The sequence below is a fragment of the Campylobacter sp. IFREMER_LSEM_CL908 genome, from assembly GCF_025771545.1.
Lineage (GTDB): Bacteria > Campylobacterota > Campylobacteria > Campylobacterales > Campylobacteraceae > Campylobacter_D > Campylobacter_D lari_D.
Genome location: NZ_JAKMQK010000013.1, coordinates 25,047 through 46,157, shown reverse-complemented (window position 1 = coordinate 46,157; position 21,111 = coordinate 25,047). Strand labels below are relative to the sequence as shown.

The following is a 21,111-nucleotide window of genomic DNA, read 5'->3' as shown; positions in this document are numbered from 1 at the left end:
AATGGCAGCAAAAATTCTACTCTTAGAAGATGATTTAAGCTTAAATGAAATCATCAATGAAGCCTTAAGCGATGAAGGTTTTAAAGTCTCTTGTGTATATGATGCACAAGAGGCACTAGAAAAAGCTTATGAAGAAAATTTTGATCTTTGGATTTTTGATGTTAAAGTTCCAAAAGGCAATGGTTTTGAAGTATTAAAGGAATTAAGAGAAAGTGCTAAAAACACTCCTGCTATATTTTTAACTTCTTTATCCATGCTTGATGATGTAAAACAAGGATTTTTATCAGGTTGTGATGATTATATTAAAAAGCCTTTTGATGTTGATGAGTTAATTATCCGTGTAAAAAATATCATTAAAAGAAATTTTAGTCATCAAAAGGAAGACTTAATCTTACTTAGCTCTTCAAAAAATATTTCTTTTGATCCTATCAATAAAACCCTTTATCAAAATGAAGAAATTATCAACCTAACTAATAAAGAAAAAGAACTCCTAGCTTTACTTTTAAAAAAACGCCCTCATTTTGTAAATATAGAAACTATTTTTGACGAAATTTGGAGTTTAGATGAAGAGCCTGTGATCATGAGCCTTAGAGTGTATATCAAAAATTTAAGAAAAATTCTTGGTAAAGACCTTATCATCAATCAAAGAAATATAGGCTATGCCATTAGGCTAGAAAATGAAAAGTGAAAACTTTAATAATACCATTTTTAAAATCCTAGCCCTTTATATCATCACAAGTGGCGTATTTTTAACGATTTTTTTTATTACTTTTTATCAAAAAGAAGCAAATTATATACGATTAAATCAAATCACACACTCATACACTCACTATAATTATATTTTACAAAATATCATCGAAGCAAGACACGATAAAAATTTATTAAACAAAGATGATTTTTCTTATATTTCTAAAAAAATAAATACTCAATTTGCTATTGTTGCAAACAATCAAATCATTTTTAGTAATTTAACTTTTGATGCTTTAAAAATATTAACACAGCTTAAAGAAAACAACTTTATTTACAACGAAAACAAAAGATTATTCATAGATTTTTCAAGGATTAGAAATCTTAATACTTATATAGATACGAGTAATTTAAGAAAGCCAAAACACCATTCTCATTTTTTGAGACATAAAAATATCCATATCATTATAGAAACGGAAGATCTTGGCTTTAAAAAAGAACAATACCGCAAAGATAATTACAATAATTTAGATATTAACGATTATGCTAATGAACTTTGGAAACTAAAATTAAAAACTATTTTTTATACACTTATATGTATTTTACTACTTGCTATAATTGCTTATATACTCATCTTGCTTGTTTTTAAAAATATCAAAGAACAATTTAAAACACTCAATGATTTTATTAAAGATACCACGCATGAAATTAACACACCTTTGAGCGTGATTTTAGCTAGTATTAAAAAATTTGATGATACAAATTTAAATCCAAATAACACTAAAAAACTAAATCATATCAAACTAGCAAGTAAAAATTTAAATCATATTTATCAAAACCTCATAGCCTTAAATTTTTTCTTACAAAAAGAAAATACAAAAGAAGATATAAATTTAAAAGAACTTTTAGAGCAAAGATTAGAATATTTTGACACTTTAATCTCTCAAAAAAATCTCATCATTGAAAAAGAGCTTTTAGAGCAAAATTTCTATGCAAATAAAGAAGAAATGCAAATTTTACTTGACAATCTTTTAAGCAATGCCATAAAATACACCAATACTAATAAAAAAATCTTTATTTGTTTAAAAGAAAAAACACTTAGTATTAAAGATGAAGGTCAAGGTATGAGCGCTAAAGAAATTACTCAAATTTTTACACGCTACAAACGCTTTAATCAAGACCAAGGTGGTTTTGGCATAGGCTTAAATTTAGTCAAACAAATAGCCGATAAAAACAATATCAACATAAAAGTTTTGAGTAAAAAAGATAAAGGAAGTGAATTTATACTTTCTTGGTAGGGATAAAAATGGAAATTTGCTTAGAAAAAATTAAAATAGATAACGCTTGGAAAGAATTTTTAAAAGAAGAGTTTTTAAAGCCTTATTTTTTAGAAATAAAAACTCATTATATCAATGCTTTAAATGAAAGAAAAACTATATATCCACCCGCGAATTTAATCTTTAATGCTTTTAATCTAACCCCTTTACAAAATTTAAAAATCATACTTTTAGGACAAGATCCTTACCACAACCCTCATCAAGCCATGGGTTTGAGCTTTAGCGTGCCAATAGGTGTTAAAATTCCCCCATCTTTGCTTAATATCTATAAAGAATTGCAAGATGATTTAAACATTCCTATAGCAAAACATGGTGATTTAAGTAAATGGGCTAAACAAGGAATTTTACTTTTAAATTCTATTTTAAGTGTAGAAGCAAATAAACCTGCCTCACATGCACATTTTGGTTGGCAAAAATTTACCGATGCGGTTATATCAAAACTTAGCAATGAAAAAGAAGGATTGATATTTTTACTTTGGGGAAATTATGCTAAAAATAAAAAAAATTTAATCAACCCTCAAAAACACTTTATCCTAGAAGCAGCACATCCTTCGCCTTTAGCGAGAAATGCTTTTTTAGGTTGCAAGCATTTTTCAAAAAGTAATGAAATTTTATCAAAACTTGGTAAAAGTCTTATTGATTGGAATTTAAACCCTTAATTTACTTAAAACTTATATACTTTCAAAAATTTTCAAAAAAAGGAATACAATGACTTGTCCAGTTTGTGTAAATACTGACTTATTGATGAGCGAAAGAAATGGAGTTGAAATTGATTATTGTCCAAAATGCCGTGGTGTTTGGCTTGATCGTGGTGAGCTTGATAAAATCATAGAAAGAAATTCTTCTCAAAGTACGCAACAACCTCAACAACAAAATTATAACCAACAAGCAAACTACCATCATAATAACGGCTATAAATACAAGAAAAAAGAAAGTTGGCTTGGGGAATTATTTGACTTTTAAGCCCAAAGGCTTAAAAGTTTTTATATTTTTACTTTAATTAAAGTATTTTCTGCCATTTTTGGCACCCATAAATACTCACCATCAAAAAACATATCTGCAGGACCTTTTATAGAAGCCAAATCAAGTTTTATTTCTTTATTGTCTTTTAGAGTATAAATATATCCTTGAAGATTTTTACCCCAACTTGACACTAAAAGATTTTTATTTTTATCATACACAATGCCATCAAATTGTTCTATTTTTTTGTTTAATTCTTGAATTTTCTTTGAATTTAAATCAATACTAATGATTTTCCCGCCTGCTTTATCACTTGGATCATAACCTGCTACAAATAAAGTATTTTTATCTATTAACAATCCATTTGGGCCACCATATTTTGAATCTAAATGGATAAAGTTTTCATATTTTTTATCCTTTAAAAATACTTTGTGGATGTATCCTGTACCTGTGTCACTAACTAATAATGTGTCATTATTTAACACAGCAATATCATTTAAAAATACCGCATTTTTTATAGGAAGTTTGAAAATTTCTTTTTTATTTTTTATATCAAAGCCATATAAAATATCAATATCAACCACATATAAAACATTACCTATTTTAGACATACCTTTTGGAGCATTAAGACCTTTTATAAATTCTAATTCCAAAATTTTTCCATCTTTATCTAATTTTGAAATAAAACCATCATTGTCTTTATTTAATGGAGTTAGCTCTTTTCCTACATTAGATACATAAACTGCATTTTTATCTACATATACACTTTCAGGATGTGCAAAACCTTTAAATTCTTGAACCTCTAAAGCATTTGCGCTACAAAATGCAAATAAGGCCAAAGTTAAAATACTTTTTTTCATAATTGTTACCTTTCTTAAATTTTATTAACAAATTCTAATAAAAAACCAAAATAAAATCTATCATTTTTAAGATAAAAAATATAAGTTTTTTGACTTTTGCTCTTGTTTTGGGGTAATGCCATATCTTTTTTTATATCTTGCTATAAACCAAGCAGGAGAATTAAATCCAAGTTCATAGCAAATTTGAGTGATATTTTTCGTAGAAAATTCAAGTAAAAATTTAGCTCTTTCAAAACGCTTATTATCAAGCCATTCTTTAGGAGTAATACCAAAACTTTGTTTAAAATTACGACTAAAACTTGCTATATCCATTTTACTAAATTTGGCCATAGAAGCTACACTTTCAAAGTCATTTTGACAATATGCAAACATCTTATAAAGCTCTAATTTAAAACCACTTAAAATGGCTTTTAAAAAAGCTAAAAACTCTGCATTATCTTCACTATATAATAAAGACAAAAATAATTCTTCAAATTTTAATCTAAGCAGATATTCATTTTTCTCATTAAATTCATTTATACAAGGTAAGAAAGACTCGAAAATACCTTTAGTTATCAGATTAGTTTTTAAGCTAAATAAACTTTTAGCATATTTTGGAGAATCTAATTTACAAATTAATTCTTGATATTTAAAAATAAGTTCTATTAAAATACTTTCCTTAAAACACAAAATAATAGATTCATATATATTTTCATCATTTAAATAATCTCTAATGGAAAAAGAATTTTTTGTAAAAAACACAAGCTCATCTTTTTTTACATTAAACTGATTATCCATAGTATAAATACTTTTAGAACCTTTTAAAATAAATACTAAAGCATAATCTTTAAATACAACTTCTTGATTTTTATCATTTGAAAAATCTTTTTGATACCAACATAAAGAAAAAAAAGTATTTTTCAAAACATTTTGACTGATTTTTTCAAGATCTTTTGGAAAAATTAACATATATACCTTTTTATAAGTTTTTTGATTATTTATATAATACAATAAAAAATATTTTTTATTAAGAATTTATGTTACAATATAATTAATTTCAATTAAAAAAGGAGAAAAAATGAAAAAAATCATTCTAGGTTCTTTACTAGCATCAAGCTTTTTATTTGGAGCAAATTTAGAAAATTTTAATCCAAAAGCACAAAAAAATCATTTAGTTATCAAAATGGAAATTCTTGATAAAAAAGCTAATAAAGATGCAGGCGAAGTTGTAGCAGTACAAACTCCTTATGGGGTAGCATTTTATCCAAATCTTAAAGGTTTAGAAAGTGGAATTCATGGCTTTCATGTTCATGCAAATGCTGATTGTGGAGCAACTGATAAAGGTTTAGGTATGAAAGCAGGCGGACACTGGGATCCTGAAAAAACAGATGCTCACTCAAGCCCATGGGATGATAAAGGTCACAAAGGGGATTTACCACCACTTTATGTAGAAAAAGATGGTAAAGCAACTAACCCTGTATTAGCACCAAAAATCAAAACTCTTGATGAGCTTAAAAATCATGCTCTAATGATACATTTTGGAGGAGACAATCACAGCGATCATCCTGCAGCACTTGGCGGTGGCGGTGCTAGAATGGCATGTGGCGTTATAAAATAAAAATCTAAAGGCTTTTTAGCCTTTAGTGTTATTTAAAAAGCTTAGTAAAATCAAAATCGCCCATAAAATCATGGCTTGATCCGCCAAAACTTTGACTAGGACTATAAGTAGCAATAGCCACTGCAAGCTCGCTAAGCATAGAAGCTATTTCTTCTCTTTTATCGACTATATAAGCTTTCATACCTTCATAATCACTAGTTTCTAAAATTTTTAAAGGATTATAAATTTCAAAAGCAAATGCCTTTGAACCAACATTTACATTATAATTATTATCAAATAAAGCATTACCTAAAAATGAGCAATTATCTACTATTTTCAAACTTTCACTAGCAATTAAAACTTTATCTTGCACATCTTCATAGTTTTTATCTTCTAGAAGTTTTGAAATTTTTTTCAATGAAGAATCTAAAATTTGCAAAGCACCTATAAAGTCATTAGCATCAGTAATATCTTCACTAAATTTTTGCGTTTGATGTTTTAAATTCGCACCATCTATACTTGAACCTACTTGTCCTAAATGTTTTTGTAAGATTTCTAATTCATCTCTCATAATACACCTTCCTTGTTATTGCTATAACAAGAAAAGCATTTTTTATTCCAAATTTTGATCTATCCAAACTCTAAAATCTTTAGCAAAAAGCAAAAAAATCTCATCATAGTTTTGAATTAAAATTTGAGGATTATTATCATTTAATTCTTTTTCATAGTAAAAGTACTTACTCGCTATAAGTTTTTTAGTGTTTATTTGCACTAAATTTAAATTAATACCAAACTTTATTTTAGAATGCAACTCATCACTAAAATCTTGCTCTAAAATATCCACTTTACTTTCTAAAATATAATCAGCACTGGCTAGACTATCTTGATTTAAAACTGCTTTAAATACCCCTAAATCTTGCAAATGAAATTCCAAAAAAGATTTTATCATTAAAGCAGGATTTTCTTTCCAAAAATGATAAGCATAGGTATTGATAGTATAATCTTTTTTATAAAAAATTTCATTAGTATAAGCTAAGCCTTTAGGTAAGGAAACTATAATAGTTGCATTTTTTTTATTTTGACTTTGCTCTAGCTTTTCTAAATTAATACTAAAATATTTATTTGCAGGTAAAGTTTGACTTGGATTAATCAAAGAGCAAGCACTAAAAAAAATAGCTATTAAACTAATATATAAATATCTCATTTTATTCTCCTGGAGCATATTGAGTAGCCTTATCTTTATAAATTATATCTGAAGGATTTTGCTTTAAAATATTTAGTAATTGCGTAAAGTCTAAAAACAAAACTCTTAAAATATCTAAATTTTCATTTAAAAGCATTCTACTTTTATTAAGCTCATTAAGTTGGTCATTAGCATTGTTTAAAAAATTTGAAAATTCATCTGCACTTTTACCAAGTTTAGAGCTTGTTTTATTTAAATTTGCTAAGAATGCTGGTACATTAGCATTTAAATGTGCAGAAAATTCTGATGAATTTTGCAAAATTTGCTCTATGTTTTTTAAATTTTTATCACTTAAGAGTTTTTCTAATTTTATTTTTGAACTTGTGATTAGTTCTAATAAATTTGAAGTTTGCTTATCTATGCTTGCAAAAAAACTTTCTTTTGATTTTATAATAGGATAAACATCATCACCTGCTCTCAAAACACTAGCTTCCTCACTACCTCCTGCAAGCTGAATAAATTTAAATCCTGTTATGCCTTGAATTTGCAAACTTGCATAAGTATCTGTTTTAACAACCAAACTAGAATCAAGCTTAACTAAAATTTTTACTCTTAGTTGCTTACTTGAGCTATCTATACTGATATTTTCAACACTTCCAACATCTACTCCTAAAAATTTAACTGGAGCTTTTACACTAAGTCCTGCAACTGATTCTTCCATATAAATTTCATAATATTTAAATGATTTTTCATCTTTTAAATTTCCATACCACACTATAAAAAACAAACTGATAAAAAATAACACACAAACAAAAATTCCAATCAAAATATAATTTGCTTTGTTTTCCATTATCGCATAAACCTCTCATAAAGTCTTGGATTTTGCTCTTGCAAAGCCTCGACATTTCCCAAAAAACCAACTTTTTTTTCTTCTATAATCAAAAAGCGGTTTAAAACATTTTTCATACTCTCTTTATCATGAGTAATTAAGACTACACATAATTTAAAGCTTTGTTTTAAACTCAAAAGTAACTCATCAAATTCTCTTGAGCTATAAGGATCAAGCCCAGAAGTTGGCTCATCTAAAAAAAGTAATTTAGAATCAAGTGCCAAAGCTCTAGCTATGGCCACTCTTTTTTTCATACCCCCACTTAACTCACTAGGATAAAGCTTTGCCACGCTCTCATCAAGCCCTACCATTTTAAGCTTCATCATAGCTATTTCTTTAATGTCGTTTTTACTAAGTTTTGTGTATTCAACCAAAGGTATGCTAATGTTTTCAAGTATATTAAAAAAGCTAAATAATGCTCCATATTGAAAAACAACACCCCATTGTTTTTGCAAAAACAAAGCATCTTCATCGCTTATATTTTTTAATCTCTTACCTAAAATTTCATACTCTCCCTTATCAAAATGCTCAAGCATTAACATTTGTCTTAAAAGCACAGATTTACCACTACCACTACCACCTAAAATGCCAAAAATTTCATTATCTTGCACTTCAAAACTAATATCTTCATGCACACATTTACTTCCAAAATAAGTGCTGATATTTTTAGCCTTTATAATCAAAATCCAGCCTTTGTCAAAAATACAGAGAAAATCGCATCAAAAGCTATTACCCAAAAAATAGCATTTACCACACTTTTTGTCGTATAAACACCTATGCTTTCGGTAGTTTTTTGTACAAAAAATCCTCTAAAACAAGCAATAGAAGCAATCAAAAATCCAAAAATAGGTGCTTTTATAAGTCCTATGATAATATGTTTTAACTCCACTGCTTCTTTAAAACGACTCATAAACTCACTCGCACTAATTTCTAAACTAAACCAAGCAACTACAATTCCACCTATAATACTTAAAATATCAGCTACTATTACCACTAAAGGCATAGCAAGTGCTAAAGCCAAAACTCTAGGTAAAATGATAAATTCACTTTCTTTAAAACCCATAGTTTTCATCGCATCAATTTCATCAGTAAGTTTCATTACTCCAATTTGAGCTGTATAAGAACTTGCACTCCTGCCTGCAATAACAATAGCACTAATTAATGGTGCAAGCTCTCTAGTGGCAGAAATTCCCATTAAATCAACAATATAAATATTAGCTCCAAATTGTGCAAGTTGATACGCAGCTTGATAAGCAAGCACCACACCCACAAGCAATGAAGTTAGCATAATAATAGGTAAAGCATTAATAGCACTATTTTCTACATGATATAAAAATGCCTTAAAGCGAAGTTTTTTAGGGTTTAAAAGTGTTTTAAAACAAGTATAAATAATAAGTCCTATGAAATTTAAAAACTGCACTAAAATTGTAAAAGAATTTGCAACTTTCTTTCCTAAATTTTCAAAAAAATCTTTGATTGTTTTTTTATCTTCATAAGAATCACAAAAGCTTTTGTAGTGTTTTTGACAAAGTTCAAAAAGCTTAGCATGCTCACTTTTAAGATTTATCCTACTAAGCTCAAAACCTTTTTGCTTAAATTCATTTTCTAAAGCTAGAAAATACCTAATTCCGGCAGTATCTATAAAATCTAAATTTGCAAAATCAAAAATAATATTTTTTTGAGTAGGAAAATCTAATTTTTCCAATTTTCCTACGCTTGTTTTATCCCATATACCAAAGACGCTAAAAATGCATTCTTGATTTTTAACATCTTTGATTATTTTATTTTTCATTACATAGACTTAAAATATATGAGCTTAATTTCTCCTCACTAAATCCAAAATGCTCAAATACATCTTTATCTTTACCACTCTCACCAAAACTTTCTATACCATAAAGCTCATCACAAATTCTATAAAGCTCGTTTGAATTTGCAGCTTCAACACCTACAACCTTACCTTGTAAAATTCTTTCTTTATAAGATTTTTCTTGAGCAATAAATAACTCATAACAAGGCATAGAAACCACATTAGCAATCACACCTTTTTCTTTTAAAATCTTAGCTGTTTTTACACATAATGACACTTCACTACCACTTGCTAAAAGTGTAAATTTCGCATTTGTGTTTTCTTCTAATAAATAAGCCCCATTTTCAACATCTCCAAAAACAGGCTCACTTAAAGCACTTAACTTTTGACGCGATAAAACAAAAACACTTGGCATATTAGTTTTAAGTGCAATCTGCCATGCTTTTACATTTTCAACCCCATCAGCTACTCTAAATGTCAATGAATTTGGCATAGCTCTAAAAGTGCTAAGCTGCTCTATAGGTTGGTGTGTTGGACCATCTTCACCTACACCTATACTATCGTGAGTAAAGATGAAAAAGTGTTTAGCCCTCATCAAAGCTGCTATTCTTGCAGCAGGTTTTAAATACTCACTAAATATAAAAAAGGTAGCACAATAAGGCAAAAACAAACCATATCTTGCAAAAGCATTTGATATAGCAGCCATTGCATGCTCTCTTATACCATAGTGGATATTTTTTCCATTTGGAAAATCGCCCATATCTTTGAGTTCAGTTTTATTTGATGGACCTAAATCTGCACTACCACCTAAAAATCCCGGTAAGGCTTTAGCAATAGCATTTAAAATCACACCATTGCTATCTCTAGTAGCTAAATCTTGTCCTTTAAAATCAGGAAATTGTATTTTTGAAAAATCAGGCTCTAAAAGCTCTTTTAGCAATGCTTGCTTCTCTGCATTTAAATTTTGCACTTTTTGATTCCATTTAGCTTGTGCTAAATCCCCAAGTTCTATTGCCCCGCTAAAGCGAATTTTAACTTCTTCTGGGATTTCAAAGGTTTTTTGTGGATCAAAACCTAAAGCTTCTTTTGCCTTTTTTATAAGCTCTTCGCCCAAAGGTGCTCCGTGAGAATGATGACTTCCCTCAAGATCTAAAGCTCCTTTAGCTATAGTAGTATGAGCGATAATCAAACAAGGCTTTTTGCTTTCTTTAGCAGTTTTTAATGCTAAATCAATTTGCTCAAAATCATGCCCATCTATCTCAAGTACTTCAAAATTTTGCGCTCTAAAACGCTCTTTTACATTTTCATTAAAAGCAATAACCACATCACCTTCAATTGAAATATTATTGCTATCATAAATGATGATTAAATTATCAAGATTATGCACACCTGCTAAAGAACAAGCCTCATAAGAAATTCCTTCTTGTAAATCTCCATCACCGCATAAACAATATACTTTATGATTGATAATCTCTTCGCCCAAAAGCAAACTTGCTTTTTTGGCTGCCATAGCAAAACCAACCGCATTTGCAATGCCTTGTCCTAAAGGTCCTGTGGCAATTTCAACACCTGGAGTGAAAATTTCAGGATGACCTGGGGTTTTAGAGTGTAATTGACGGAAATTTTTTAAATCTTCTAAACTTACATCATAACCGCTCAAATGTAAAAAGCTATAAAGCAAAGCACTAGCATGACCACCTGAAAAGACTAATCTATCGCGGTTTAACCATGTAGGATCTTTTGGATTATACACTAAATGAGTACTTAAAACACTTATAATATCTGCTAAACCCATTGGAGCACCTGGGTGGCCTGAATTTGCTTTTTGCACCATATCCGCACATAAAAATCTTATAGTGTTGGCTTGTTTTTGTAACATTGTTTAACCTTTTAAATATTTATCAATCAAAATTTGAAGCTCATTAGCAAGCTTAGAGTCTAAATTTTTCATTTTTTCTTCACATAAAGTAATTTTATCATCTTTTGCCTTTTTAGCACCTTCTAAACCTAAAAGTTTAACAAAAGAATTTTTATGCAAATCATTATGAGTTGGCTTTCCTGCTTCTTGAGTATCTAAAGTCGCATCGATAATATCATCTTTGATTTGAAAAACCAATCCTATCAAAAGCCCTATTTCATAAATTTGCTCGCATTCTTTTTCATCTAACTCACAAATTTCACAACCCATTTTTAAAGCCGCTGCAATCAATCTTGCAGTTTTATGAATGTGCAAAAACTCAACTTGCTCTAAATTTAAAGGCATATCTTCAAAATAACAATCAATAGCTTGCCCGATAATCATACCACCAAGCCCTGCATTAAAGGCTAGAGTTTCTATGAGTTTTAATCTAACATTTTCTTTTAAATCAAGCTTAGAAAGAAGTAAAAAAGCTTGAGTATTTAAAGCATCGCCCACTAAAATAGCCGTAGTTTCATCATATTTTTTGTGTAAAGTTTGCTTTCCTCTACGCAAAGAAGCATCATCCATAGCAGGTAAATCATCATGTATTAAAGAGTAAGTGTGGATAAATTCCAAAGCCAAAGCTGCATTTAAAGCCTTTTCAAACAAAGCAGGATTTTTAGCATTAACTATACCCAAAAGCAGTTGGGCTCTAAAATGCTTCCCACCAGCTTCTAACATCCATTTTAATGCTTCATTAAAAAATGGATGAAAACTTTGAGTTTTAGGAAAATTTTGCTCTAAATGCTGTTTGAATTTTTCTAAAATCACTTATTTAGCCTTATAAAAAAGTCAAAGTATCCTTTATTAAAATGCTCAAAGTCATTATTTTTCGCTGAAGGGATATTGCTTGCTTGTCTTGAGACTAGAATATCAAAAGTATTAGCTTGAGCTAAAACAGCTTGAAGTTCATTAAAATTGTTGATTTTTTGATTATTAATTCTTAAAATTTTATCCCCTTTTAAAAATCCAGCCATTTGTGCTTTAGAATTTGGAGTAACTTCTGTAACATTCATTTTCATATCTACGCGTAATCCTAGATTACTATAAAAAGAACTTGGCTTAGCTTGAACCACTTTTTTAGGCTTAGCAAATGCACCCAAGTCTTTATCAAAAACCATAGTGGAGATATTAACATCTTTATTGTCTCTTAATACATTAAAGTATAAAGTTGCACCGCGATCAGCAAATAAAATTTTTTCATTTAGTTTTCTTAAATCATCATAAGCTTGTCCATCAACACTCACAAGCTCATCATTAAGTAAAAATTGTCCATTTTTACGCACATTTTTAACATAAATTTTGCCATCACGCATATCAAAATCCACACCTATATCACCCCAATAAGCATCAGGATATTTTGCAAAGTGTTTTAAATAACGATTACCTATAAGTTTGCCATCTTCTAAACTTATACCAAGCATTTTACAACACGGCGAGTTAAGTTCTCCGATTTTAGAAGCAAAGTCAAGTTGATCACGCTCTGTCAAACTTTGCCCAAAATACTTCAAATGTCCTATATAGCTTTTATTGCTATCTAAAATTCCCACCCAACTATTGCGTGTTAAATCTTCTTCATTTCCCATAGGTGCAGGAATTAAACTAAAATCTGTTTTTACTAAATACAAATTTAAAAAGGGATCATATTTAGTATAGCTGTTTAATTTCGCGTTTTTAGTTTTAACTACTGCTAAAGTATTTTCATTTAAAGCAAAGGCAGGTAAGCCCTCATAAATCAACATACTAGCTTTATTTTTTTCATAACAACCCAAAAAATCATTAAAAGTCGGTCTTGGCACAGCAAAAAGTGTGCAAACTACACCCAAAATACAAAGTAAAATTCTCATAGCATTCCCATTCCGCTAAATAAATTACTAGCCATTGATTTTTTATTTTGTTCTACCATTTTCATCACATCATTAATCGCTGCTATTAGTAAAATTTGCATAGACTCTTTATCTTCTAACAAAGAATCATCAATGTTTATATCGATGATTTCACCTTTTCCATTAGCACTAACTTTTACTAAACCACCACCACTTTTTGCACTAAATTCTTTTTTTAAAGCTTCTTGCTCTAATTCATTTGCTTTTTCTTGAGCCTTAGTTAAAAGCTCGCCCATTTTAGAAAAATCCATATTTTCAAACATTTATTTTCCTTCTTTTAATATCTCTAATACTACTTCTTTATCATTAAAAGGATATTTTACACCCTTGATTTCTTGATAAGTCTCATCGCCCTTACCCAAAATCACTACAAAATCATCTTTTGTTTTAAGCTCTAATGCTTTTTTGATTGCTTCTTTTCTATCACATTCTACAAAAACACTCTCATCTTTTTCTATACCATTTAAAATATCATTAATTATATCCATTGGCTCTTCTGAACGCGGATTATCACTTGTGATGATGAGTTTTTTAGCATAGTGTTTGGCAACTTTAGCCATTAACGGACGCTTAGTTTTATCTCTATCTCCCCCTGCTCCAAAAACTACAATCAAATCACGATATTTTAAAGCATCTAAAACTTTTTCTATGCCATCGGGCGTATGGGCAAAATCTACAATCACATCTTTTGCAACCACTTGCATTCTACCCTCAATGCCACCAAAATTACTAATGGCCTTTTCAAGTTCTTTTAAATTTGGCTTAACAAGTTCATTTACACAAGCGCTTGCAGCCAAAAGATTATAAAGATTAAAAAGCCCCACCAAAGAAGAATCAATCATAAAAGTTTCTTTACCAAAATTTACCACAGCTTCAATGCCATTTTTTAAAGCATAAGCTTTAATGTGGTAATAACTTGGATTTTCCACTCCATAAGTAAAAGCACCTTTGACATTAAAATTTATAGCTTTTGCATCTTTGTTGATAAATTTCATACACTCATCGGTAAAAAAACTTTCTTTTGCTGCTTGGTAGTTTTGAAAATCCCCATGAAAATCTAAATGATCTTGAGTGATGTTAGTAAAAATTTTAGCCTTAAACTCAAGCCCTTCAATGCGATTTTGCACCAAAGCATGCGAGCTTACTTCCATAATCAAAAATTCACATTTTTCCTTACTTGCTAAAGATAAAAGCTCTAAGGTTTGTAAAATAGGAGCAGTAGTTAAGCCTTTTGGAGTGATATTTTTATCATTTATAAAACTACCCCTAGTTCCCATTAAAGCACATTTATAACCTAAATCAAGCAAGATAGAGTAAATAGCTCCCGCGGTAGTTGTCTTGCCATTTGTGCCTGTAATGCCTATGATTTTAATACTTTCATCTATATTTAAAAGCTTCTTGCATTCGCCAATGCCAATAACTTTTGCTTGTTTTTCTAAAGCTTGATGAAGAAATTTTTCATTTTGAGTAGTTTTTAAGAAAAAACAATCTTTTTCGCATTCATTAGAATTATCACAAATGAAAGTATTTTCAATCTTTACTATCATAATTTAATTCCTTGATTTTCTCACTAAGCTTAATAAATCTATAATTAGAATAAAAATGCGCTGAAACATCTTCCATATAAGCTACGAGCATATCTTTATAACCATGTTCTAAAAGCTTTTCTAAAAAATCCACAAAATCTTCTTTATCGTTAATAATAAGTTTATTAGATATTATAACATTTTCTAAGGCTTGTTTAAACCCAACTTTTGCTTCGCTAAGTAAAAAATCTTGATAACTCAAGCCCTCAAAATCTTCGCTATCTTCTTCAAACTGCACACTTTGGCTAAGATTAATGAGTTTTTCTAAGTCTTTATCTACTTTAGTATTTTTATAATTTTGCATAAAAAATTCAAAAAAAACAAAAGCTTCTTCAGGGCTTTTTAAAGCCAAATCACAAATATTAATAAAAGTTAAAAGTCTCTTATTTTTACGCTTTTCATAAGCAAGAGAAAAATACATCTTAGCATTTTTAAAATCTTTTTTGTAAAAACATTCTATGGCTATTTTTTTATAATTTTGCAAATTCGCTTTCCCCACCTGCTAAATTTACTATAGTAATATCTGGATGTATATCGATTTTAAGTTGTTTTTCCAAGCCATATTTTAAAGTCGTCCCACTAGCTGGGCAGCCATGACAAGCTCCGGTTAGTTTCACATAAACTACACCATTTTTCACACCCAAAAAATCAAGCCCTCCGCCATCATTTTCTAAAATATGCATAGTTTTAGCTAGACTGGCTTTTACAGGTTCGATTAATTCCTCATCACTAAAAGGCATATTCATAATTTTTCCTTGATTATTTTTAGTTTAATTTTATCTTATTTGCCTTTAAAAAATGTAAATTATTGTTTATTTTAGACTTTTTGCTATACAATGGTAAAAAGACTTTAGGAAATTTTATGCAAAAACACACCCAAATAAAAGGTTTTGAAAAACTCAAACTCATTATCATACTAGGCTTTTTATCTGCCATAGCACCACTTTCAACTGATATGTATTTACCTGCTTTAAATGAAGTAGAAAAAAGCTTTCAAACAAATTCTTTTTACACTCAACTTTCTCTTGCAAGTTTTTTCATCGCCTTTTCTTTAGGTCAGCTTTTATATGGACCATTAAGTGATGTATATGGCAGAAAAAAACCTTTATACATAGGACTTTTTATTTTTATTTCTTCAAGTATTGCTTGTGTTTTAGTTGATTCCATTCATGCTTTTATAGCTTTGCGTTTTTTTGAAGCTTTAGGGGGTTGCGTGGGTGTAGTCGTAGCAAGAGCTATAGTAAATGATGTTTTTGAGCTTAAAGAAGCAGCAGGAGTTTATGCTTTAATGATGGTTTTTACTTCTTTAGCCCCTATGCTTTCTCCTACTTTTGGTGGAATTTTACTTGAATTTTTTTCTTGGCGTAGTATATTTTTAACATTGTTTATCTTAGGCTTTATTTTATTTTTGCTTGTTATTTTTGTTCTAAAAGAAAGCAATCACAACACCAAAGGAAAAAAATTCAATCACAAAGAGGTTACAAAAAGTTACAAAAAAGTTTTAAAAGATCGCCGTTTTGTAGTATATTTGCTTTGTGGAAATTTAATATTTGCAGGTTTTTTTGCTTATTTAACCGGCTCATCTTTTGTTTTTACACGCGTTTTTGGATTAAGCGAGCAACAATACGCAGCCCTTTTTGGAGCTCATGCTCTAAGCTTTGTTATATGTGCAAATATCAATGCAAGATTAGTCCTTAGGTTTTCTCCTTATTATATACTCCCTAGAGCGCTTATGGTAATTACTTTTTTAACTTTTTTACTCATCTTGGGTGCAACTTTTGAGCTAGGTTTTTGGGCTTTTGAAATTCCTTTGTGTTTTATCATAGCAAGTTTGGGTTTTATCCTGCCAAATACCACAACCTTAGCTATGGCAAGATCAAAACAAAATGCAGGCAGTGCTTCAGCACTCTTAGGTGCAGCACAATTTGCTATGGCAGGAGTAATGGCATTTTTAGTAAGTCTTTTAAATGCTAATACACCTATATTTTTATCACTTATTTTAGGAACTTGCACATTTTTATCTTTGATTTCTTATCTAAGTTTGATTAATAAAAGAAAGTTAAATAAAATCAAAAAGAAGTTAAGCGTGATTTCTCACGCTTAATTAAGCAATATTTTTGAAAAGATTCACTGACTATATCGAACCTTTTTCAAAAAACTTTATATTTATTTTCAAAACACTTATAAACAATTTATGTTAAAATTTCTCATCAATCAATAAAATAAAGGCTTTATTAATGAAAAAAATAGCTACTATTTTTGCAGGAGCCGAAGGATGTGGAAAAACTACCTTATATTATAATGAACTTGAAAAAAACAAAGACTTTGGACTTAGAATCAACATCGATGAAATCGTAAGTAGCTTTGGTGATTGGAAAAATCAAGAAGATCAATTTAGAGCTTCAAGGATAGCCATTAAAATGCGTGAAAACTATATTAAAAAAGCTTATGATTTTAACCAAGAAACCACACTTTGCGGCACTAGCATTTTATCTTTATTCAAAAAGCTACAAAAAAATTCTTACACTATAAATCTTTACTACATCGGACTAGACTCTCCAAACACAGCAAAACAAAGAGTTAAAATTCGCGTAGCTAAAGGCGGGCATGATATAAAAGAAGAGCTTATAGAAAAAAGATACTACGAGTCTTTACAAAATTTTAACACCGTTGCCAAATTCTGTAATCGCATTACTATTTTTGACAATACTCAAAATTATAAAAAACTCTTAGAATTTAAAAACAACAGGCTAGAAGTATTTGAAACTACCAAATGGCTAGAACCATTAATGATAAATTTTAAAAACCAAAGTTTATAAATTTTTATTTTAACTTGTCGATATGCAAATCATGCTACTCACTCCTTAAGGCAAGAAAGAAGTGAGTTAGCAATAGATTGAAGGCTTCAAGGCTATCAAGTATTACAAGGCTACCTCGATAACCTTGTAAAGCTTGATCCCAAGGTTTTAAAAACCTTGGGTTAAGATTATTGTTTTAATTGAAGCAAAGTATTTAAAAGCTGATCACTTGTGGTAATCGTTTTTGAGTTTGCTTGATAACCCCTTTGGATTACGATAAGCTCTGTTAATGCACGACTTAAATCCACATTCGACATTTCTATGGCTGAGCCTTTTAAGCCCCCTCTACCGCCTTCGCCCGCATGACCTATGGTAGCTGTTCCTGAGTTTGCTGTCGCTTTATAAAGGTTATTACCCATTTCTTCAAGACCCATATTATTTGGGAAAGTAGCTAGAGCAACCTTAGCTAGCGCTAGAGTTTTACCATTTGTAAATTCTCCATAGATATAACCATTCTCATCAGTTCTTAATGCATCTGGCTTTAGATTACCCCCTGTGTAACCATCTGTTTCTTGTTTAGTAGTAGCTGAGTCTTTATCATAGCTTGTTAAACCATCAAAACCACCTGTTGTTCCAAAGTCAAGTTTTATAACTTGATCAGGTTTTGAGCCGTTATTTCCGGTGAAATTTAATACATTTGGTGTATAGCTTTGAAGTGAGCCATCATTACCAAATCTTAAATTTCCTACTACTATATTTCCAGGAGCTCCATCACCACTAAAATTAATCTCTGCAGGTTCAGGCACTGAGATGATGATAGACCATTCAGCTCCACCATCTGCTGTTTTAGTTTGCTTAGTAAATTGCACAGTTAGCTCATGTCTAGTTCCTAATGAGTCAAAGATTTCTATACTAGCAGTATGAGCTGACAAGTACATGTCTTGAGAATATTTTTCATTATTACCTGCGTTGAAATTTCCATCTAAAGCACTAAACATCGCTGTGAATTTATCATTGGTAGCGATTTTATTTACCTCATCTGAAAAACCTGTAACTTTAAAAGTCATGTCTTTTGAATTTTCACTCTTAGGATTAGTTATTTTAAATCTACCATCACTTTCTACTACTACTTCTACACCAGGATTAGCATCAGCTCCAACGCCACCATTTTGCCAATTAACTATACTTCCGCTACCATCATAATCTACTGCATATCTAGCATCTCTTTGTAAAAGCTCTCTTAAATCTTCAGTAGTATGAAAGGTTCTTTGTCCTGTAGGATTTGGCATATTAGCATTTTGCTGATTATTAGCTCCAGGAACAGGATTTGGACCTATATCTACATTATTTGGACTATAAATATATTCATGTGCTGTAATAACTTGAACTGTAGTTTTAGCATCACCACCTGGTTGCCCATCTGTAGTTCCTAACCAAGCTCTTCTAGGTGTTCCTCGAACTTGTATATTATCTTGCGCTACATTAACTCCTTCTTCTGGAAGTCGTGGTATAGTAACTTGTCCACCTGCCGTAGTTGCAGCATTTATAGTGATATCTAAGTTTTTAGATTTTGCCGTAGTTCCCGTGCTATTATCATTAGTAAAAGTGATTTGACCATTTACCACTGAAGCCACTACACCAGTTTCAGCTGTCTTAGCATTGATAGCGTTGATAAAAGTTTCTTGCCCTACACCTTCAGCTCTTATATTTACACCATTGATGTTAATATCTAAAACTGCATTTACCATTGTTCCATCTGGTTGTTTAAAACCCCAAAATGTATAGTTAGAATTTTGCTGCCATTTAGTAGGATCTTGTGGTAGATCAGGATCCATTTTTATATTTGAAGTATGTTTGGCATCTGCAAAACTTACCCACATACCTTGCCCACTTCTTAGGTTTAAACCCTCACCTTGAGCGTTAAACACCACGCCCATATCTACACCTTTTTCAGTTACTTGGGCTCCACTTTTAGAAGTAGTATAAAACTCAGTATGGCCAGTATCATTTTCATCTATGGTTGTTCCTGTATCTAACCTACCACCATGTAAAGAATCAAGAGCATAGATAGGACGCTTAGCAGAAGCATTCATACCTAAAGTATTACCACTATCTAAATTTGCTGTAAGGCTTACTGAAGTACTTGCTCTAGCAGGCATACTCATACCAGGTGGGATAACTATATCTTGCACTGAAGTTGAAGAGTCTATTTGACCCGTTTCTTGATTATAATTCCAGCCTTGAACGGTGTAGCCGTTATTATCTACGAAATTTCCTACTGCGTCTGTTTTAAAGTCCCCTGCACGGGTAAAAAACTGCGTAGTGCCACCATCATTTGAAACGATGAAAAATCCATCACCATTGATAGCCATATCGGTGTTTTTATCTGTAGTTTGGATATTACCTTGAGAGTGAATTCTAGTAGTAGAATTTACACCTGCACCAAGTCCAACTTGCATAGGGTTTTTACCACCTAGGTTGCCATCTGGAGCTGTAGCTATCTTAGAAGTTTGACTCATAAGCGTTGAGAAATCCGCACGAGAATATTTAAAACCAAATGTATTAACATTGGCTATGTTATTACCTTCTACATCCATTGCGTATTGGTGTGCTTGGAGTCCTGAAACCCCAGCCCAAAGAGATCTCATCATAATTAAATCCTTTAAAAAATATTGCTTTGTGATTACTTCACAATCTACTATTGCTTAGCCAAGACAAAGCAATAAGTGTTCCAAAAATGTAAATATTTCTAAAACTTGTATAAATTTATAATGTGAATTGTGTAATTAAGAATTGCTAGTATTTTTAAAGACTGATGAAAGAATATCTATATGCTCTAATAAACCTTTTTTGATTTGAGAATTTGGAACTCTCATAGGATCTAACTGAACAATAACCCCTTCTTTTCTTGCGTGTTTTATAGCCGGTATAAAATCGCTATCTGCAGTGATAAGAATGATTTTTTCAATTTGCTTTTTTATAGATAAAGTAGCAATATCTAGTCCTATTTTCATATCAACACCTTTTTGCCTAATATCTAAAACAAAATCATCCTCAGTTAAACTATCGATTTCTATCTCTTTATATAAAAGTTGTTTAAATTTATCATAATTTTTGATTTTCCATTGGAAGTTATTTTCATCAATCTCGCCCAATCTTACAGCAAAATATGGTTGCTGTCTTAAACAATCTAATAATCTAGTTCTAAATTTAAAAGTATCGGTTTTTCCAAGATTTAATGATTTATCTGTTTTTTCTATGGGCGGTATTGGAACATTTTTATTTAATGGTTCGCAGTCATAAACATAAACTCTATATAAATAATCTCTATTTCTTTTAACAGACTCAAACACATAATCTTTTAATCTTTTAGCTAATTCTTCAGGAGTCATATCTTTGATATGTTTTAAAGTGTTATATCTTTCTATAAAAAAGGATAAATCTACCAAAACAGCAGTTTTTCTAGGCTGTATAACAGAAAAATTTATATCTTCACTAAAATTATTCATAAAAGTCCTACTATACATAACGAGATGTCAATCTAAAAATAAACGGCTAGACGACTTCTCGCTATGCAATGAT

At 30.3% G+C, this 21,111-nt stretch carries 23 protein-coding genes; 7 read left to right on the top strand and 16 right to left on the bottom strand.

Annotation, left to right across the window (positions count from 1 at the left end; genetic code table 11):
* The first annotated feature begins 1 nt into the window (after position 1).
* From L8U04_RS06520 to L8U04_RS06505, 4 genes are read left to right on the top strand one after another with little or no spacing between them, the layout of a single operon-like run.
* Positions 2–688, top strand: a complete 687-nt coding sequence (locus L8U04_RS06520) for a response regulator transcription factor (protein ID WP_263661454.1) — start codon at positions 2–4, stop codon at positions 686–688.
* Entirely contained in the window at positions 678–1,985 is a 1,308-nt protein-coding gene (locus tag L8U04_RS06515; protein WP_263664483.1) for a sensor histidine kinase, read from the top strand. Before L8U04_RS06520 ends, L8U04_RS06515 begins: the two co-directional genes overlap by 11 nt.
* An 8-nt stretch (positions 1,986–1,993) precedes the next feature.
* Entirely contained in the window at positions 1,994–2,683 is a 690-nt protein-coding gene (gene ung / locus L8U04_RS06510; protein WP_263662667.1) for a uracil-DNA glycosylase, read from the top strand.
* Between the two features lie 49 nt (positions 2,684–2,732).
* The gene (locus tag L8U04_RS06505) at positions 2,733–2,987 is read left to right on the top strand and encodes a zf-TFIIB domain-containing protein (RefSeq protein WP_133319172.1); all 255 of its coding nucleotides are present in this window, start codon (positions 2,733–2,735) and stop codon (positions 2,985–2,987) included.
* 20 nt (positions 2,988–3,007) lie between these two features.
* Here the strand turns inward: L8U04_RS06505 and L8U04_RS06500 are convergent, their stop codons facing one another.
* Positions 3,008–3,844 carry an ATP-binding protein gene (locus L8U04_RS06500; protein WP_263709660.1) on the bottom strand — a complete coding sequence of 279 codons (837 nt, stop codon included), beginning with the start codon at positions 3,842–3,844 and terminating at the stop codon, positions 3,008–3,010.
* 66 nt (positions 3,845–3,910) lie between these two features.
* Positions 3,911–4,792: a helix-turn-helix domain-containing protein gene (locus L8U04_RS06495; RefSeq protein WP_133319170.1), complete on the bottom strand. Its 882-nt coding sequence runs from the start codon at positions 4,790–4,792 to the stop codon at positions 3,911–3,913.
* A gap of 109 nt (positions 4,793–4,901) precedes the next feature.
* On the opposite strand from L8U04_RS06495, the gene L8U04_RS06490 reads away from it, so the two are divergent.
* Entirely contained in the window at positions 4,902–5,441 is a 540-nt protein-coding gene (locus L8U04_RS06490) for a superoxide dismutase family protein (RefSeq protein WP_263671443.1), read from the top strand.
* A 28-nt stretch (positions 5,442–5,469) separates the two neighbouring features.
* Here the strand turns inward: L8U04_RS06490 and L8U04_RS06485 are convergent, their stop codons facing one another.
* Genes L8U04_RS06485 through L8U04_RS06430 form a run of 12 tightly spaced genes read right to left on the bottom strand, consistent with a single transcriptional unit; the run spans position 5,470 to position 15,471 of the window.
* The gene (locus L8U04_RS06485; RefSeq protein WP_133319168.1) at positions 5,470–5,991 is read right to left on the bottom strand and encodes a flagellar FLiS export co-chaperone; all 522 of its coding nucleotides are present in this window, start codon (positions 5,989–5,991) and stop codon (positions 5,470–5,472) included.
* Between the two features lie 42 nt (positions 5,992–6,033).
* Complete coding sequence (locus L8U04_RS06480) at positions 6,034–6,624, bottom strand: hypothetical protein (protein ID WP_263709657.1); 591 nt, start codon at positions 6,622–6,624, stop codon at positions 6,034–6,036.
* Between the two features lies 1 nt (position 6,625).
* Positions 6,626–7,453, bottom strand: a complete 828-nt coding sequence (locus tag L8U04_RS06475) for an MlaD family protein (RefSeq protein WP_263688201.1) — start codon at positions 7,451–7,453, stop codon at positions 6,626–6,628.
* The gene (locus tag L8U04_RS06470; RefSeq protein WP_263661850.1) at positions 7,453–8,175 is read right to left on the bottom strand and encodes an ABC transporter ATP-binding protein; all 723 of its coding nucleotides are present in this window, start codon (positions 8,173–8,175) and stop codon (positions 7,453–7,455) included. Before L8U04_RS06470 ends, L8U04_RS06475 begins: the two co-directional genes overlap by 1 nt.
* The gene (locus L8U04_RS06465; protein ID WP_393921358.1) at positions 8,172–9,272 is read right to left on the bottom strand and encodes an MlaE family lipid ABC transporter permease subunit; all 1,101 of its coding nucleotides are present in this window, start codon (positions 9,270–9,272) and stop codon (positions 8,172–8,174) included. The genes L8U04_RS06470 and L8U04_RS06465 overlap by 4 nt, the downstream gene beginning before the upstream one ends.
* Position 9,273: 1 nt before the next feature.
* A complete protein-coding gene (gene tkt, locus L8U04_RS06460; RefSeq protein WP_263709654.1) occupies positions 9,274–11,178 on the bottom strand; it encodes a transketolase in 1,905 nt (634 codons plus the stop codon).
* A gap of 3 nt (positions 11,179–11,181) precedes the next feature.
* On the bottom strand, positions 11,182–12,027 hold the full coding sequence (locus L8U04_RS06455) for a polyprenyl synthetase family protein (RefSeq protein WP_263709671.1): 846 nt from the start codon (positions 12,025–12,027) through the stop codon (positions 11,182–11,184).
* The gene (locus tag L8U04_RS06450) at positions 12,027–13,106 is read right to left on the bottom strand and encodes a PDZ domain-containing protein (RefSeq protein ID WP_263662673.1); all 1,080 of its coding nucleotides are present in this window, start codon (positions 13,104–13,106) and stop codon (positions 12,027–12,029) included. Before L8U04_RS06450 ends, L8U04_RS06455 begins: the two co-directional genes overlap by 1 nt.
* Positions 13,103–13,408, bottom strand: coding sequence for a YbaB/EbfC family nucleoid-associated protein (locus L8U04_RS06445; RefSeq protein ID WP_039667857.1), 306 nt, complete (start codon positions 13,406–13,408; stop codon positions 13,103–13,105). Before L8U04_RS06445 ends, L8U04_RS06450 begins: the two co-directional genes overlap by 4 nt.
* On the bottom strand, positions 13,409–14,692 hold the full coding sequence (locus L8U04_RS06440; RefSeq protein ID WP_133319160.1) for a UDP-N-acetylmuramoyl-L-alanyl-D-glutamate--2,6-diaminopimelate ligase: 1,284 nt from the start codon (positions 14,690–14,692) through the stop codon (positions 13,409–13,411).
* Positions 14,676–15,215 carry a histidine kinase gene (locus L8U04_RS06435; protein WP_133319159.1) on the bottom strand — a complete coding sequence of 180 codons (540 nt, stop codon included), beginning with the start codon at positions 15,213–15,215 and terminating at the stop codon, positions 14,676–14,678. Before L8U04_RS06435 ends, L8U04_RS06440 begins: the two co-directional genes overlap by 17 nt.
* Complete coding sequence (locus tag L8U04_RS06430; RefSeq protein ID WP_039619526.1) at positions 15,202–15,471, bottom strand: iron-sulfur cluster biogenesis protein NfuA; 270 nt, start codon at positions 15,469–15,471, stop codon at positions 15,202–15,204. Before L8U04_RS06430 ends, L8U04_RS06435 begins: the two co-directional genes overlap by 14 nt.
* Before the next feature lie 122 nt (positions 15,472–15,593).
* Between L8U04_RS06430 and L8U04_RS06425 the strand changes: the two genes are divergently transcribed.
* The gene (locus tag L8U04_RS06425) at positions 15,594–16,835 is read left to right on the top strand and encodes a multidrug effflux MFS transporter (RefSeq protein WP_220567024.1); all 1,242 of its coding nucleotides are present in this window, start codon (positions 15,594–15,596) and stop codon (positions 16,833–16,835) included.
* 133 nt (positions 16,836–16,968) lie between these two features.
* On the top strand, positions 16,969–17,550 hold the full coding sequence (locus L8U04_RS06420) for a zeta toxin family protein (protein ID WP_263665357.1): 582 nt from the start codon (positions 16,969–16,971) through the stop codon (positions 17,548–17,550).
* Positions 17,551–17,717: 167 nt separating this feature from the next.
* Here the strand turns inward: L8U04_RS06420 and flgE are convergent, their stop codons facing one another.
* Both flgE and L8U04_RS06410 read right to left on the bottom strand, forming a co-directional pair.
* Complete coding sequence (flgE, locus tag L8U04_RS06415; RefSeq protein ID WP_263709652.1) at positions 17,718–20,180, bottom strand: flagellar hook protein FlgE; 2,463 nt, start codon at positions 20,178–20,180, stop codon at positions 17,718–17,720.
* Between the two features lie 135 nt (positions 20,181–20,315).
* Positions 20,316–20,921, bottom strand: a complete 606-nt coding sequence (locus tag L8U04_RS06410; protein ID WP_318529584.1) for an NYN domain-containing protein — start codon at positions 20,919–20,921, stop codon at positions 20,316–20,318.
* Positions 20,922–21,111 lie beyond the last annotated feature (190 nt).